Source organism: Aquimarina aggregata (assembly GCF_001632745.1).
Lineage (GTDB): Bacteria > Bacteroidota > Bacteroidia > Flavobacteriales > Flavobacteriaceae > Aquimarina > Aquimarina aggregata.
Map to the genome: position 1 here is coordinate 104,479 of NZ_LQRT01000058.1, position 17,074 is coordinate 121,552.

General features: G+C 32.8%; 11 protein-coding genes. 7 read left to right on the forward strand and 4 right to left on the reverse strand.

Translation table 11 applies throughout. The annotated features are described in order from the left end of the window. The first annotated feature begins 47 nt into the window (after positions 1 to 47). From AWE51_RS23840 to AWE51_RS23865, 6 genes are all read left to right on the forward strand, one after another. Entirely contained in the window at positions 48 to 482 is a 435-nt protein-coding gene (locus AWE51_RS23840) for a hypothetical protein (RefSeq protein WP_066319261.1), read from the forward strand. 622 nt (positions 483 to 1,104) lie between these two features. Next, complete coding sequence (locus tag AWE51_RS23845; RefSeq protein ID WP_066319262.1) at positions 1,105 to 3,882, forward strand: bifunctional aconitate hydratase 2/2-methylisocitrate dehydratase; 2,778 nt, start codon at positions 1,105 to 1,107, stop codon at positions 3,880 to 3,882. 240 nt (positions 3,883 to 4,122) lie between these two features. After that, positions 4,123 to 6,390 (forward strand): aconitate hydratase, encoded by a 2,268-nt coding sequence (locus tag AWE51_RS23850; protein WP_066319264.1) that lies wholly within the window; start codon positions 4,123 to 4,125, stop codon positions 6,388 to 6,390. A 242-nt stretch (positions 6,391 to 6,632) separates the two neighbouring features. Beyond that, complete coding sequence (locus AWE51_RS23855) at positions 6,633 to 7,301, forward strand: Crp/Fnr family transcriptional regulator (RefSeq protein ID WP_066319266.1); 669 nt, start codon at positions 6,633 to 6,635, stop codon at positions 7,299 to 7,301. Between the two features lie 72 nt (positions 7,302 to 7,373). Further along, a complete protein-coding gene (locus AWE51_RS23860) occupies positions 7,374 to 8,783 on the forward strand; it encodes a hypothetical protein (RefSeq protein ID WP_066319269.1) in 1,410 nt (469 codons plus the stop codon). Between the two features lie 261 nt (positions 8,784 to 9,044). Further along, positions 9,045 to 9,605, forward strand: coding sequence for a TlpA family protein disulfide reductase (locus tag AWE51_RS23865; RefSeq protein WP_066319271.1), 561 nt, complete (start codon positions 9,045 to 9,047; stop codon positions 9,603 to 9,605). Between the two features lie 7 nt (positions 9,606 to 9,612). On the opposite strand, the gene AWE51_RS23870 is transcribed toward AWE51_RS23865, so the two are convergent. The 4 genes from AWE51_RS23870 to AWE51_RS23885 are packed head-to-tail and all read right to left on the reverse strand — an operon-like array spanning position 9,613 to position 13,373. Next, positions 9,613 to 10,062, reverse strand: coding sequence for a sterol desaturase family protein (locus AWE51_RS23870; protein ID WP_066319272.1), 450 nt, complete (start codon positions 10,060 to 10,062; stop codon positions 9,613 to 9,615). Between the two features lie 28 nt (positions 10,063 to 10,090). Next, a complete protein-coding gene (locus AWE51_RS23875; RefSeq protein ID WP_066319277.1) occupies positions 10,091 to 10,930 on the reverse strand; it encodes a phytoene/squalene synthase family protein in 840 nt (279 codons plus the stop codon). 33 nt (positions 10,931 to 10,963) lie between these two features. After that, positions 10,964 to 12,457 carry a phytoene desaturase family protein gene (locus AWE51_RS23880; RefSeq protein ID WP_066319278.1) on the reverse strand — a complete coding sequence of 498 codons (1,494 nt, stop codon included), beginning with the start codon at positions 12,455 to 12,457 and terminating at the stop codon, positions 10,964 to 10,966. Positions 12,458 to 12,476: 19 nt separating this feature from the next. Next, positions 12,477 to 13,373: a MerR family transcriptional regulator gene (locus AWE51_RS23885; RefSeq protein WP_066319683.1), complete on the reverse strand. Its 897-nt coding sequence runs from the start codon at positions 13,371 to 13,373 to the stop codon at positions 12,477 to 12,479. A 551-nt stretch (positions 13,374 to 13,924) separates the two neighbouring features. Here AWE51_RS23885 and AWE51_RS23890 point away from each other — a divergent pair. Further along, complete coding sequence (locus tag AWE51_RS23890; RefSeq protein ID WP_066319281.1) at positions 13,925 to 16,963, forward strand: carbohydrate-binding protein; 3,039 nt, start codon at positions 13,925 to 13,927, stop codon at positions 16,961 to 16,963. Positions 16,964 to 17,074: the final 111 nt, after the last annotated feature.

Genomic DNA, 17,074 nt, shown 5'->3' on the forward strand with positions numbered 1-17,074 from the left:
TTTTGTAGTCTTATTATTACTAATAATGATTATAAACATATAGTAATATGAAAAATATTTTGACTTCCTTATTGATCTTGTGTATAGGGATAACTTCAATATCAGCACAATCAGATAAAGCGCACGTAAAACGTAAAGATTTAAAGAAAGAATTTATACAAAGTCTCTCTGCAGATCAGAAAAAACAATTAGATTTTCAGAAACAGCTTAAAAAAGAGCATAAAAAGAAAATGAAAGCATCTTTTACTAAAGCTCAATTGGATATTGCTAATGATGAAAACCTTTCAAAACGTGATAAGAAAAAATCTCTTTCAGAAACGTTTAGTAATGAGCAAAAGGAAATGAGGAAAAGTCATAAGGCAATTCTTAAAGAAGAAAAGGAAAAGTTTAAAAAAACGCTTACTGAAGAGCAGCTTACAAAATATGAAGGCTTGCATAGAAAGAAGCATAAAAAAAAGAAAGAGCATAAGCGAGAAAACTAGAATCTGATATTGGATATCCAACAAGTAAAAGTGAAATCATTTGATTTCACTTTTTTTATGCATAATTAAAAGGTTTTTATTCGTTTTTTTAAACTTTACTATAACGTTTTCGTAAATCAAAATTTCTAGTTGTTATTTTCTTGTGTTTATTTTTAATGATTTTGTAGAATTAATAACTTGATTTTATGAATTTATAGAAATGGATACCCTATTCTTTTGAAAAATGCAAAAAGATAGTATTACAGGTATTCATTTAATAAAACCCCTTAAAATTCGTATTTTTGTGCAACTTTTCAATTTTAAAATTCAAAGTATTTGGCATTCGTTATCAATATGATAAAAAGACTTATGCTAAATGCAAAACAGTAAATGTTATATGCAAAATAGCAGTGGTAATATGCTATGTTTATAAACTGAAAATTGTTTTGACACTTTTGAAAAGTGAAAACAAATTAAAATGCGCATAAGGTGTAAGGACTATGCTTATTAAGCTACATATCGTATAGTTTTTCATGATACAACGATGCAAAAAGAGTTGTTGTAGTTTATGCAGACAAAAAAAGAAATTTGAGTGCTAATATACGTAGTACTTCAATATTTAAAGAATTCTATTATTTACTATATGAACACTTACAACGATTATATCAAGGAGATCGAAGAAAGAAAATCTCAAGGGTTACACCCTAAACCAATTGATGGTGCTGAGTTATTGAGCGAAATTATTTCGCAAATTAAAGATAATGATAACCAACACCGAGAAGATTCTCTTAACTTTTTTATTTATAATGTTTTACCTGGTACTACAAGTGCTGCTGGTGTTAAAGCTAAATTTTTAAAAGAAATTATTCTTGGTGAGTTTATTGTTGAAGAAATAACACCAACTTTTGCACTTGAGCAATTGTCTCATATGAAAGGTGGTCCTTCAGTAGATGTATTACTAGACTTAGCATTAGGAAATGATACTACTGTATCTCAAGAAGCTGCTAAAGTTTTAAAAACACAAGTTTTCTTATATGAAGCAGATACTGAGCGTTTAGAAAAAGCATACAAAGCGGGTAATGCCATTGCTAAAGAATTATTAGAAAGTTATGCTAAGGCCGAGTTTTTTACTGCTTTACCAGAAATTGATGAAGAAATAGAAATTGTAACATATGTAGCTGGTGTAGGTGATATCTCTACAGATTTATTATCCCCTGGAGCAGATGCACATTCTAGATCAGATCGTGAATTACATGGTCAATGTATGTTTGAGCATAATAAAGAAATGCAACAAGAGCTATTTGCTTTAAAAGAACAACACCCAGATAAACGTGTAATGTTAGTAGCAGAGAAAGGAACTATGGGAGTTGGTTCTTCAAGAATGTCTGGTGTAAATAATGTAGCTTTATGGACAGGGATTTCCTCTAGTCCATATGTGCCATTTATTAATATTGCTCCAGTAATCGCAGGTACTAATGGTATTGCTCCAATTTTCTTAACTACAGTTGGAGTAACTGGTGGTATTGGTATTGATTTAAAAAACTGGGTGAAACAAAAAGATGCTAATGGAAACACGATTGTAGATGAAGACGGTGAGCCGATTTTAAAAGAAGTATATTCTGTAGCTACTGGTACTGTTTTAACCATTAATACAAAGACCAAAAAATTATATAACGGCGATAAAGAATTAAAAGATATTTCTACAGCACTAACTCCACAAAAAATGGAGTTTATAAAAGCTGGAGGTTCTTATGCGGTTGTTTTTGGTAAAAAACTACAAACCATAGCTTGTAAAATATTAGGAATAGCTATTCCTCAAGTATATGCTACTTCAAAAGAAATTTCTATTGAAGGACAAGGATTAACAGCTGTTGAAAAAATATTTAATAAAAATGCAGTAGGAACTACACCTGGTAAAACATTACATGCAGGTTCTAATGTTCGTGTTGAAGTAAATATTGTAGGTTCTCAAGATACTACAGGGTTAATGACTTCTCAAGAATTAGAAATGATGGCTGCTACAGTCATTTCTCCAATTGTCGATACTGGATATCAATCGGGATGTCATACAGCTTCTGTTTGGGATGACAAGTCTAAGGCTAACATTCCTAGATTAATGAAGTTTATGAATGATTTCGGATTAGTTACAGCACGTGACCCTAAAAATAAGTACCACGCAATGACCGATGTAATACACAAGGTATTAAATGATATTGCTGTTGATGATTGGGATGTAATTATTGGTGGAGATTCACATACACGTATGGCAAAAGGAGTTGCTTTCGGTGCCGATTCGGGAACAGTTGCCTTAGCATTAGCTACTGGTGAAGCAACTATGCCAATTCCAGAATCAGTAAAAGTTACTTTTAAAGGGGAAATGAAACCTTATATGGATTTCCGTGATGTCGTTCACGCTACTCAAGAGCAGATGTTAAATCAGTTTGAAGGTGAAAATGTTTTCCAAGGAAAAATTATAGAAGTGCATATTGGAACATTAACTTCTGATCAAGCATTTACATTTACAGACTGGACTGCTGAAATGAAAGCAAAAGCATCTATCTGTATTTCTGAAGATGATACCCTAATCGAATCATTAGAAATTTCTAGAGATCGTATTCAAATTATGATTGATAAGGGTATGGATAACCCTAAGCAAGATCTTAAAGGACTTGTTGATAAAGCGAATAATCGAATCAATGAAATTAAAACAGGAACTAAATCGGCATTAAAACCAGATGCAGATGCTAAGTACTATGCTGAAGTTGTTATTGATTTAGACAAGATTGTCGAGCCTATGATTGCCGATCCAGATGTAAATAATGAAGATGTATCTAAGCGTTATACACACGACAATATCCAACCATTATCTTTTTATGGTGGAACTAAGAAAGTTGATTTAGGATTTGTAGGATCTTGTATGATTCATAAAGGAGATATGAAAATTTTGGCTCAAATGTTAAAGAACATTGAAGCACAACAAGGTGAAGTTAAGTTTAATGCTCCTTTAGTTGTAGCTCCTCCAACATATAATATTGTTGATGAGCTAAAAGCAGAAGGAGATTGGGATGTTTTAGTGAAATATTCTGGTTTTGAATTTGATGATAGTGCGCCTAAAGGCTTAGCGCGTACAAAGTATGAAAATATGTTATACTTAGAGCGTCCTGGTTGTAACTTATGTATGGGGAATCAAGAAAAAGCAGAACCAGGAGATACGGTAATGGCTACTTCAACTCGTTTATTTCAGGGGCGAGTGGTAAAGGATTCAGGAGAGAAAAAAGGCGAATCTTTATTGTCATCTACTCCTGTAGTAGTGCTATCTACAATATTAGGTAGAACTCCTACTATGGAAGAATATGAAGCTGCTGTCGATGGTATTGTCTTAACTAAATTCAAACCTTCTCAAAAAGAATTAGTTATATAATTAAATATTTAAGTCGTCCTAAATTTGGTTGACTAGTATAGTGTAGAAGCCTTAGTATTGTACTAAGGCTTTTTCTATGGTTTTGATAAGTGTTATTTTTAGTTTTCTTAATCATTTTGATTTAATATATCTTGATTTTTAGAGAGATAAACTCTTTTTTTATAATCATTCTATATTCGTTTTATCTTTTTCATAGTCATTGTATATTTCGTATCTTGGAATACTTAAAATTAATAGCATATGGCATTCGATATCGATATGATAAAAAAGGTCTACAGTCAAGTAGCTGATCGTGTTAATACAGCGCGTGAAATTACAGGTAAACCTTTAACACTAGCAGAGAAAATTTTGTATTCGCACCTTTGGGATGGAAAGGCAAATACTGCATTTACTAGAGGAAAAGATTATGTTGATTTTGCCCCTGATCGTATTGCTTGTCAAGATGCGACAGCACAAATGGCATTATTACAATTCATGCAGGCAGGAAAAAATAAAGTTGCCGTACCTACAACTGTACATTGTGATCATTTAATTCAGGCAAAAGAAGGAGCTTCTACAGATTTAAAAAGAGCTAATGATACTAGTAGTGAGGTATTCAATTTTTTAGAGTCAGTATCTGATAAGTATGGTATTGGATTCTGGAAACCTGGAGCGGGTATAATTCACCAGGTAGTATTAGAAAACTACGCGTTTCCTGGAGGAATGATGATTGGTACAGACTCACACACTGTAAATGCAGGTGGTTTAGGAATGGTAGCTATTGGTGTTGGTGGAGCTGATGCCGTTGATGTTATGGCAGGAATGGCTTGGGAATTAAAATTCCCTAAATTAATAGGCGTAAAATTAACAGGTAAATTATCGGGCTGGACAGCACCAAAAGATGTAATTTTAAAAGTAGCAGAGATTCTAACGGTAAAAGGAGGAACAGGTGCAATTGTAGAGTATTTTGGACCAGGAGCAACAGCAATGTCATGCACAGGTAAAGGTACAATTTGTAATATGGGAGCAGAAATTGGTGCTACTACATCTACATTTGGATATGATGAGTCTATGGAACGCTACCTACGAGCAACAGAAAGAGCAGATGTAGCAGATGCAGCAAACCAAGTTAAAGAATATTTAACTGCAGATCCAGAGGTATATGCAAACCCAGAACAATATTTTGATCAGGTAATTGAAATTAATTTATCAGAATTAGGACCATTATTAAATGGGCCTTTTACTCCAGATTTATCAACAGAAGTTGGTAGTGCTATGACAGAAAAAGCAAAAGCTAATGATTGGCCAATTCAAGTAGAATGGGGATTAATAGGTTCTTGTACCAACTCTTCATATGAAGACCTATCAAGGGCTTCTTCGATAGCGCAACAAGCTCTAGATAAAGGTTTAAAAATGAAGGCAGAATTAGGAATTAATCCAGGTTCTGAACAAGTAAGATATACAGCAGATAGAGATGGTATTCTTGGGATATTCGAAAAACTAGATGCAAAAATATTTACCAATGCTTGTGGTCCTTGTATTGGACAATGGGCAAGATATAGTGATCCGAAAAACGCACCAAAAAATAGTATTGTTCATTCTTTTAATAGAAACTTTGCTAAACGTGCAGATGGTAATCCTAACACACATGCATTTGTGGCTTCTCCAGAATTAACAGCGGCTATTGCTGTAGCTGGGCGATTGGATTTTAATCCATTAACAGATAAGTTGATAAACGAAAACGGAGAAGAGGTTATGTTTGATGAGCCTACTGGATGGGAATTGCCTCCAAAAGGTTTTGAAGTGAAAGACAATGGCTATTTAGAACCTGTAGAGGATGGAAGCGCGGTAGAGGTAAAAGTAAGTCCTACTTCTGAAAGGTTACAGTTATTAACCCCTTTTGATCCAATTGGTAACGAAATAACAGGAGCTAAATTATTAATTAAAGCTTTTGGTAAATGCACTACCGATCATATTTCAATGGCGGGTCCTTGGTTACGTTATAGAGGTCATTTAGATAATATTTCTAATAACTGTTTGATAGGAGCTGTTAATGCTTTTGGTAAGAAAACAAACTTTGTTAAAAATCAATTAACAGGGGAGTATGGTGGTGTGCCCGATACAGCTAGAATTTATAAGGCAGAAGGTATTAAAACTATTGTTGTAGGTGATCATAATTATGGAGAAGGTTCTTCTAGAGAACATGCAGCAATGGAGCCAAGGCATTTAGGTGTAGCAGCTGTTATTGTAAAATCATTTGCACGTATTCATGAAACGAATCTTAAAAAGCAAGGAATGCTCGGTTTAACGTTTGCAAATGAGAGTGATTATGATCTAATACAAGAGGATGATACGTTTAATTTTATAGATCTGAATCAGTTTGCGCCCGGGAAACAACTTACCTTAGAAGTTGTACATGCTGATGGGACAAAAGATACAGTCTTATTAAATCATACATATAATGCTTCGCAGATTGAATGGTATAATGAAGGGTCAGCATTAAACTTGATCAAAAAACAGAATGTCTAAAAATATTTAGAACACAAGTTTTTAATATTAAAATAAAAAACTCTCTGAAATTATAATTTCAGAGAGTTTTTTGTGTTTTAAAAAAATAACTAGGGTATATAGAGTTTAGGTTGTTGTATTATAAAAGAAGGTATTTCGTTAAAGTTCACTTAAGAATTATAAACTATTTACTTTTTTTTAGTAAGTAATTATATGAATTTACGACTCCTTAGTCTAAGCTAACAGTTTAAAACACAAACATCATGAGTGCAATCTGGTTTTTTGAGGATGCAAATCTCTTTAAGGTTTTATGCCCTCATAAATTTAAAAGGTATAAAAAAGATCACGATTTTGATGCGTATCGTAAAAACGATTATATCTATTTTGAAGAGGATTCTGCCAACAAAGTTTACCTTATAGAAAAGGGGAAAGTGAAAATAGGGTATTGCGCAGAAGATGGTCATGAAGTTGTTAAAGCAATATTGACCAAAGGAGAGATTTTTGGGGAAAAAGCCATACTTGGTGTAAATAAAAGAACAGAATTTGCCCAATCTGTTGATAATACGACTTCTATTTGTCCTATTGGGGTAGAAACGATGCATGGTTTGATGAGAGACAATCAATCCTTTAGTCTTAGAATCTATAAATTTATAGGTATGCGTTTTAAACGCTTAGAAAGAAGGCTACAATTACTCCTTTTTAAGGATACAAAAACAAGGTTATTAGAATTTTTGAACGAACTTAAAGAAGATTACGGGCATTGCTGTCCAGATACAGGGGATATGGTTATAGAACATCCTTATACGCAGAAAGATATAGCCAATTTGATAGGTACTTCAAGACCTACATTAAACATAATTCTTAATGAGTTAAAAGAATCCAAAATCCTAGATTTTAATCGTAAAGAGATTCGATTAAAAATTGTTGCCTAGTGTTAGATAGCTAACATTTTAAAAAACCAAATGTTGATATTTTTATGATCTAATAATCATAAAACAAAAGCAATGTTTAAAAAATTAATTATTGGGGCACTGGCAATAGGTTTTGTTGCCGTCTCTTGTAGTGACGATGATGATAATCCAATCGCAGTTAATGCGGGTACAATTGTTGGCGGACCGTTTACGTTTGACGTGGATGGTGAAGCTGATATGGTAACAGGTATTACTTTAGATGGTAGTAATGCTGTTGGTGATAATAGTACTTGGATTGTTACCGATGATCAAGGTTTAATTCTAGGATTACCACCTACTTTACAAGCCTTAGAGGGTGTTAATTTTGATGAAGCCGGAGCTGGTACATGTTTAATCTGGTATGCACGTTATAATGGAACTGTAACAGGGTTAGAAATGGGGATGAATGCCAATAATGTTGAAGGCATGTTTGATCTTTCAAACTCAATAACAGTGGTGCGTAATCAAGTAGTTAATGCAGGTACTATTGTTGGTGGACCATTCGAATTTGATGTGGATGGTGAAGCCGATATGGTAACTGGAATTACACTGAATAATGCAAATGCCTTTGGAGATAACAGTACGTGGATTGTTACTGATGCTCAAGGCTTAATTCTAGGATTACCGCCTACATTAGAAGCTTTAGAAGGTGTTAATTTTGATGATGCAGGGGCAGGTACATGTCTAATCTGGTATGCACGTTATAATGGAACCGTAACTGGGTTAGAAATGGGGATGAATGCAAATGATGTTACAGGTATGTTTGACCTTTCAAATGCAATTACAGTAGTACGTAATCAGGTGGTTAATGCTGGTAAAATTACTGGTGGACCATTTGCATTTGATGTTGATGGTGAAGCTGATATGGTTAGCGGAATTACTCAAGATGCTACTAATGCCTTTGGTGATAATAGTACTTGGATTGTTACTGATGATCAAGGTTTGATTTTAGGATTACCACCTACATTACAAGCTGTAGAAGGCGTTAATTTTGATGACGCAGGAGTAGGTACATGTTTAATTTGGTATGCACGTTATAACGGAACGGTAACCGGATTAGAAATGGGAATGAATGCTAATAATGTTGGAGGTATGTTTGATCTTTCAAACCCTATAACTGTTGTTCGTAATCAAGTGGTTAATGCAGGGAAAATTTCTGGGGGACCTTTTACTTTTACAGTAGATGCAACTGCTGATTTTGTTTCTGGTATAACATTAGATGCTACAAATGCTTTTGGTACTAATAGTACTTGGGTAATTACTGATGAGGCAGGTGCGATACTAGGACGACCAGGATCTCTTGCTATGGTAGAAGGCGTAGATTTTAATGCTGCAGGAGTAGGAAAATGTTTTATATGGTATGCACGTTACGAAAATGATTCAAATATTACTACAGCAGCAACTGTTGCAGAAATTACAGGAACATTCGATTTGTCTAATTCTATTGAAGTAGACCGTCAATAATAGAATAATAACGATTACATATCGAACTAAATAGCCTATAACTTCTTAAAAAAAGGAGTATTAAAATTTAGTTCATTTGTTTTTTTGTTAGTTTTAAAGCGCAATCCTGGATTGCGCTTTATTAATTTGTAAAAGCATGTAAATAAAAACTACATTTAAATTTTAAGTATAAGTATAGTAAGTCGAAAAAGTTCTATTTATTTAACTTTGTAAGTTGTTTACTATTTTTAGACAAAATAGCTATACCTTAAATTTGAACTAATGAAATTCAATAAAAAAAACATATCGAATGCTATTTTTGTGATCATTTTGATCTTATTTTTTATACCTAATACTAGGGGGATGATGCAAATATTTCTTACTAGAATATTTTCTTTTAGTCCTGGGGTGGTAAGCGTTGAAGAAAGAAAGCAGGTGGCGTCTTATGATTGGAAACTACACGGAGTAAATACTGAGTCCATTGATTTTAATACAGCAAAAGATAAAGTCGTTCTAATTAATTACTGGGCAACTTGGTGCCCACCTTGTATCGCTGAAATGCCTTCATTACAAGAATTGTACAATGATTATGGAGAAAAAGTTGTGTTTTTATTTGTAACTAACGAAGTAGATGAAGATATTTCAAAGTTTATGGATGCGAAAAAATTTAATTACCCTGTATATAGGTCATTATCTGCACGACCAGAGCCAATGGTAAATAATCCAATCCCCCAAACATATCTTATTGATAAAAAAGGGAATATTATTATTGATAAAACAAATGCTGCTAATTGGAATAGTGATAAAGTAAGATCAACTTTAGATGAGTTACTTGCTGAATAAAAAATGGTTATTTTTTAAAATATTTAAAAGGAACAACTAACATTCCAAAACATTCACCTTTATCTTTACCTATATTTTTATGATGCATTTTATGGGCTCTCCTAACGCCTTTGGCGTACCAATTATTTGCATTTCTTAATAACTTAAATCTTTGGTGAATAAAAATGTCATGCACCACAAAATAAGCGATGCCATAGGCAAGGATACCAAGACCAATAGGAATACCTACCCAAAAACTTTCAGAATTGTGAAATAATATGCAGGACATACTTATAATAGCATAAAATATAAAGAAAAAATCATTACGCTCCCACCAGCTACCATGATCCTTGTGATGATGATCTTTATGTAACGACCATAAAAAACCATGCATTACGTATTTATGGGTAAACCATGCCATAAACTCCATAATTGCAAAAGCCGAAAGAAAAACTAATATTTGGATGAGAATTTTCACGTGTAAAAAATTTTATACAAAAATAAGTCTAAATTAGGTTTAATCTGTAATCAAAGTAAGATTTTGCAAGTAATCCAAATTTTTGATAATTGGGTACTCTTATTCTTGTGTTCTTTATCTCTAAAGATGGTGTTTTTTTAAGTTTATTCAATAATTTCTTATAATATATAAAAGCAGTGTAGACACCAAATTTAGCTTCAACAGGAAGCTTTAATATGCCTGAAAGACCTCTTTCAAAATCTTCTTCTATTTCTTTAATAATTTTTTGTTTAGAACTTTCATCTAATTGATTAAGATTTGCATTAGGAAAATATGTACGATTTAAATCTTCATAGTCTGCTTTTAAATCTCTTAAGAAATTTACCTTTTGAAAAGCAGAGCCTAAATGCATAGCGCTTTGTTTTAAGTCATTGTATCTTTGATCATCACCTTTAACAAAGACTTTAAGACACATTAGGCCCACTACATCAGCTGATCCATATATGTAATCTTTGTATTCTTTTTCGGTTAAATAATCGCTTTTGTGTAAATCTAAGCGCATACTTTTCATAAATGCTTCATATAATTCTGCAGGTATATTGTATTGGTGCACTGTTTTCTGAAAAGAGTTTAGTATTGGATTTAAACTAATTTTATTCTCTATTGCTTTGTACATCTCTTTTTCAAAATCATTAAAAAGAGTTTCTTTATTATAGTCATGAAAAGTATCTACAATTTCATCAGCAAATCTTACAAACCCATATATATTGTATATATCTTGTCTTATAGAATCAGAAAGCATTTTTGATGCTAATGAAAATGATGTACTATAAGAATTAGTAACAATTTTACTACAACTATAAGATACTGTATCAAAAATGGCTTTCATAGAGGGATAGAGTTTAGATTTATGGTATTAGGTTTATGTGGTAATAAGTTTTAGTTCTTTTGCTGGTTTATATTTTGCTTCAACTAAGCCCGCCACAAGTTTTCCTGAAATTAATGATGGGGGTACCCCAGGCCCAGGAACAGTAAGCTGTCCAGTAAAAAATAAATGCTCAACTTTTTTACTTTTTAACTTAGGTCTAAGAAATGCTGTCTGCAGAAGGGTATTGGCCATTCCGTAGGCATTTCCTTTATATGAATTATACTCTTTTATAAAGTCTTTTACACAAAAGGACTCTTTAAAGATAATATTATTTTTAACACTTTGATTTGTGAGTTTTTCAAAACGAGTGATTATTTTATCAAAATAGGATGCTCTTAGTTCTTCGGTATCTTCTATTCCAGGAGCTAAAGGAATCAAGAAAAACCCATTTTCATTACCTTCTGGAGCAGTTCCAGAATCTGTTAAAGATGTAAAATTTGCATAAAAAAGAGGGTCATTTGGCCATTTAGGATCATCATAAATATCTTTTGCATGTGCATCAAAATCAGTGTCAAAAAATAGATTGTGATGATTTACATTTTTTAGTTTTTTATCAAAACCAACATAAAACAACAATGATGAAGGTGCAAATGTTTTAGTTTCCCAATATTTTTCAGAATATTGCCTGTATTTAGGTTCTAACAGAGTCTCTCCATGATGATAATCCGCTCCACATAGGACAATATCAGCTTCAATCAATTCAGAATTAACAATAATGCCAGTAGCACGACCTTGAGTCACTTCTATTTTTTCAACATTAGAATTCGTTAATATGACTACACCTAAAGATTTCGCTAATTTTTCCATTCCTAATATGACTTGATACATACCACCTTTGGGATGCCATGTGCCTAAACCAAAATCGGCATAGTTCATAAAACTATAAAAGGATGGAGTATCACTAGGTTTCGCTCCTAAAAATAATACGGGGAATTCTAGTATTTTGATAAGTTTATCATTTTTAAATTCTTTGCGGACTTCTTTAGAAATAGTGCTAAAAAATTGACCAACGCGTTGTATGGTTTCTTTTGTAACTAATTCAAGAGGAGAAACTCCAGGCCTATAAACTAGGTTTTTTATAGCTATTTCGTAATTGCTCTGAGCCGTTTTAATAAATTTTTGAAGTTTTAGAGAGCTTCCTTTTTCTTCATTTTCAAAGGCTTGATATATTTTTTCTAGGGTATCTTCTATTTTTATGTTTTCGTTGTCTTTAAAAAATACTTTGTATGCAGGATTAAGCTTTTCTAAAGTGTAAAAATCAGAAGCAGAAGTATTAAAATCATTAAAGAAACTCTCAAATACGTCCGGCATCCAATACCATGAAGGACCTATATCAAATGTAAATCCTTTCTTTTTTAATTGCCTGGCTCTACCTCCTATAGTAGAGTTTTTTTCAAAAATGGTAACATCATATCCTAATTGCGCGAGATAACAAGATGCTGATAATGATGAAAAGCCAGAGCCAATAATTGCAATTTTCTTAGACATATTTTAGATGATTGGGATGTTATAATTCTGCGATAAGATCATTAATAGAATCAAAATAACGATGATTAGTAGCGCTATTTTTTGAAAGATGTATAATCTGCTTACCAAGCATCCAAAACTCACTAATACGTTCAGTACAAATTATCGAATTGAAGTCTTTAACGTATTTATCGATATTGTCTTTTTCAGGTTTTATAGTAAAATAAGAAACGAATACACTATTGGTATGAAAAGAAAGCATACTTGGAAGACTATCTAAAGGAATACTTGGGCCTAAATAAACAGCCCTATATCCATGAAGTAATATTTCATAATTTATGTATAGTAAGCCTAATTCATGAATTTCATTTTCTGGAAGAAATAATACAAACGCTTTATCGGTCTTAGTAGGCTTGTTGTATTGTAATTTTTCAATATTAAGTAAAAGTTTTTGCTTGATTAAGTTTGTAACAAAATGCTCATGCGATGGATTGATCGTATCTGTTTGCCATAGTAAACCAATCTCTTTTAATAAAGGAATAAATACATCAATAAAAATCTGTCGAAAATTTCTTTTCTGAGATAGTTGCTCATATGTACCTAAAAACAACTCTAAATCATAATTGAGCATTGAAATTTTAAAGGAGTTTATAGCTTGGTTTTTTGAGCTGTTGTCAGAAACAATGCTTCTTACATATTCATTGATTTCTTGTTCATTCAATTTAGAAATTCTTGATATCTTATAACCACTGTTAACTAAATAAGTTACGTTTAGAAGTTTTTGTAAACTCTTTAAATTGTATGTTCTTATGTTAGTGTCTGTACGATTAGGAGAAAGTAAATTGTATCTTTTTTCCCATATTCGAATGGTATGCGCTTTAACGCCACATAGATTTTCTAAATCCTTAATACTGAAAGTTTGTTTAATACTGTTCACCTTTTTCTTAGAATAGTTAAACAAACTTAGTTAAAAGAATTCATATATTTTTTCATTATTTGTTAAAATAACCGAATAAGTTGTTAAAAAAATAACTTTTTTATTAAATGTGTAGCAAAACTTAGGTTCAGGATATGGCGAATGGATAGTGTACTATTAGTGTAAATGATTCTGGTTTTTTAATTTGTATAGAACATTTGTTGCTATATTTTAATCATAAGATATACTTTTTTTTGGGACTAATATTTAACTTTATTTTCACTAACTCGAATATAAACACAAACATTAAAACCAATGAACAAAAATCAAAAATCTGGGTGGTCACCATCTAAGAAAACCCAATTGCTCATGTTGTACTCAAAACATGAAAACCTAACTAAAAGCCATTTAAAGAAGCACTCTAATCTTTATGTAATTTAAAGAATTCATTAAATGGTAATTAAAAATCAAATGTTCATTTATTTTTTTAAATGAATACTAAACCCTTTTTTCTTCTGTTAATGTGAAGAAAATAATTTCAACTAACGTTTTAACACAAACACTAACAAATCATGAAACTCAAAACTCAAATTATTTTAATTGTGGTCTGTCTGGCCATATTTAATGTGGCTAATGCCCAACGTCCGTTTTTTAATAAAAGCAAAGATCTTTTAATTGCTCAATTTGATAGTAAACCTGATCCAGATGATATCCATGCACAGGCTGCATTAGGATCTATGTTAGCACATAGTGACTTTAATGGTGTAAAATATTATGGGGTTGCAGGAGCTTATGGAAGACAAGGAGGACAATTTATTGATTCAGATGAACTATTTGATATGGTATTCGGTAGTGCTAATTGGACCGATGCCGATGCAGATAGAAATGGTTCGGTAACAAGAATCGCTAATAGAGTAGTCCCTATTCTTAATAATGGCGGTAAAGTTTGGGTCCAAGAAGCGGGCCAATCAAACATTACTCGTGATTGGATTGTAGAGGTGAAAAAAAGAGTAAACAATGATGTTGTAAAAAACAATGTTATTGTTGTTCAACACAGTGAATGGAATCAAAACCATGCGGATAATACGACTAATAAACCCGCAGCAAATCCTGTAATCATAAACTTTATAAAAAATAACTCTAGATATTTTTATATAGATGATGGAAATGCACCTTTTGGAGGTTTTGGTGATCACGGACCATGGGAAACTCCTGAATACAGAAGTAGAGATAAAAAATGGTTAAATCAAGCAAGAAACTCTCCCAATGCAAAAGCAAAACAACTTTGGAATGAAGCTACAAGAGTAGTCCTTAAAAGATATCCAGGAGGAGTGCCTTACGATTGGTCTTTTATGAAAAATGGAGGTATTGATTATTCTGACTGTGTAGAAAACTGGTGGATTTTCAATATAGGAAGTAATGCAGATAGTGTTACTAAATTTTGGAATAGATATGTAATCAATACCACAGGATCAAACCCAGATCCAGATCCGGATCCTTCAAACTGTGATAAAACATATGAAGAAAAAAATGGAATAGTAGCTGTTGAAGCTGAAAACTTTGTAAAGCAATCAAAAACAAAAGACAGAGAGTGGTTCGTTATTGGTGCAGGTACCACAGGAACTCCAACACCTGATCCTGATCCAATTCATTCAAATGGTGCTAGTGGAGGTAAATATATAGAATTATTACCTGATACACGTGTAACGCATGGTGACCCATTGGTAACAGGAGTAAGTTTTTCAGATACTCCAGGAGTAGCAGCAATTGTAGATTATAAGATTAAATTTAATTCACCAGGTAAATATTTTGTTTGGGTAAGAGCACACTCTACAGGATCTGAAGATAATGGAGTTCATGTAGGAATAGATGGTAATTGGCCTGCATCTGGAGCTAGAATGCAATGGTGTACAGGTAAAAATGCATGGACTTGGGAAAGTAAGCAACGTACTGCAGCAAATCACTGTGGAGTAGCACAACAAATTTTTATCAATGTTCCTACAGCAGGAATACATACAATCTCTTTTTCTATGAGAGAAGATGGTTTTGAAATGGATAAATTTATTTTATCAAAAGCATATACAAAACCAACAGGTACTGGTGCAGCCCCAATTGCTGCAAATTGTGATAACCCAAATCCTAATCCAACTTCAATAGCTGTTCCAGGAACAATACAAGTAGAGAATTTTGTAGCTAAAAATGGAGATGTAAAAGCAGAAAATACGCCTGGTGGAGGACGAAACCTAGGTTTTATTAAAAATAACAATTATACAGAGTATAATATTAATGTTGCTAATGCTGGATCGTATAAATTAGAAGCGTTTACATCATCAAATGGTGTAGGAGGAAATATTGTAGCTTCGGTTGCAGGAAATAATCTAGCCACAATTGCTGTTCCTGTAAATAACGATTGGCATAATTATAGTACTCCGGTTTCAGGAAATGTAAATTTAGCTGCTGGGGTTCAAAAAATTCGATTTACATACACTGGTGCTGCAGGTTTCCTATTTAACTTTGATCGTGCAGTATTCACTTTAAATACTCCGGCAAACTCGGCTAATTGTAATGCAGCTCCTGCCAATTTAGCTGTTTCAGGTTCAAACGCTACTTCAGTAACGATATCTTATGCTAACACAGCTAACGATACACGTACTTTTGAATTAAGAGCATTTCCAAAAGGAGGATTTACAGGAAATATTAATACTGGTGGTGTTGGCTTTGCGTCTGGAGCAGCAGGTAGTACTTCAATAACTATGAATGGCTTACAGTCTGGAACCTCTTATGACTTTGTGTTAAGAGCATTATGTAGTGGTGGTACTCCTGGAGCAAGTCCGCTTGCACCTACTATTGTTGGAAGTACAACTGGTGGTGGATCAACTCCAACCACTTCAACAACTACATTAACACCTGTTAACGATAGTTATTTGCAAGGAAGTACTAATTTTAATAGTAATATTATTAGAATAGAAAACGGAAATAGAGTTGGATACTTGATGTTTGACCTTTCTGGTATAAGTGGTACAATTACAGATGCTAAATTGAAATTTACTGTTGCTGGAGACGCTGGTAATGGTAATCTAAATGTTAATTTAGGAAATTCTAATAATTGGAACGAAACGAATTTATCAAATGGTAATAAGCCTGCTAGCGGAGTACTGTTAGGTTCTATCAATAAGACATATACAATTGGCAATACTGAGACAGTTGCTTTACAAGCAAATTCAATTTCAGGGAATGCTGTGTCGTTAGTGCTTAATGCTACAGGAGGTAATGATTTCGCAATTGCATCAAAAGAAAACACTGCAGCTACCGTTCCGCAATTAATAGTAACATATCAATCAAGTAAAACTGGTGATGATAATATAATAGCAAATGAAAATGCGATTATTATGTATCCGAACCCAACTACTGATGTGTTAAGACTTAATGGGGTTTCTGAAATAGCAAAAATAACTGTATCTGATATAGCAGGTAAACAAGTTCTTTTTGAAATGAAATCTAGTGAAAATGAAAGAGTTTTAGATGTCTCTGGACTTCAGTCAGGAATGTACTTTGTAACAGTGCAGCAACAAAACCAAAATAAACGCGTATTGAGATTCTCAAAACGATAAAAATTAAATAAGAATACTATCCCCCATGCATGACAATTGATCATGCATGGGGCAGTATTTTAGATATAAATACTATTAAAACCTTAAAGCGTTTTTAGATAAACGTAGTAT

Excerpts from the sequence above, each read along its gene's own strand:
- AWE51_RS23840 (WP_066319261.1), top strand. The coding sequence starts at position 48 with ATGAAAAATATTTTGACTTCCTTATTGATCTTGTGTATAGGGATAACT.
- AWE51_RS23845 (WP_066319262.1), top strand. The coding sequence starts at position 1,105 with ATGAACACTTACAACGATTATATCAAGGAGATCGAAGAAAGAAAATCT.
- AWE51_RS23850 (WP_066319264.1), top strand. The coding sequence starts at position 4,123 with ATGGCATTCGATATCGATATGATAAAAAAGGTCTACAGTCAAGTAGCT.
- AWE51_RS23855 (WP_066319266.1), top strand. The coding sequence starts at position 6,633 with ATGAGTGCAATCTGGTTTTTTGAGGATGCAAATCTCTTTAAGGTTTTA.
- AWE51_RS23860 (WP_066319269.1), top strand. The coding sequence starts at position 7,374 with ATGTTTAAAAAATTAATTATTGGGGCACTGGCAATAGGTTTTGTTGCC.
- AWE51_RS23865 (WP_066319271.1), top strand. The coding sequence starts at position 9,045 with ATGAAATTCAATAAAAAAAACATATCGAATGCTATTTTTGTGATCATT.
- AWE51_RS23875 (WP_066319277.1), bottom strand. The coding sequence starts at position 10,930 with ATGAAAGCCATTTTTGATACAGTATCTTATAGTTGTAGTAAAATTGTT.
- AWE51_RS23880 (WP_066319278.1), bottom strand. The coding sequence starts at position 12,457 with ATGTCTAAGAAAATTGCAATTATTGGCTCTGGCTTTTCATCATTATCA.
- AWE51_RS23890 (WP_066319281.1), top strand. The coding sequence starts at position 13,925 with ATGAAACTCAAAACTCAAATTATTTTAATTGTGGTCTGTCTGGCCATA.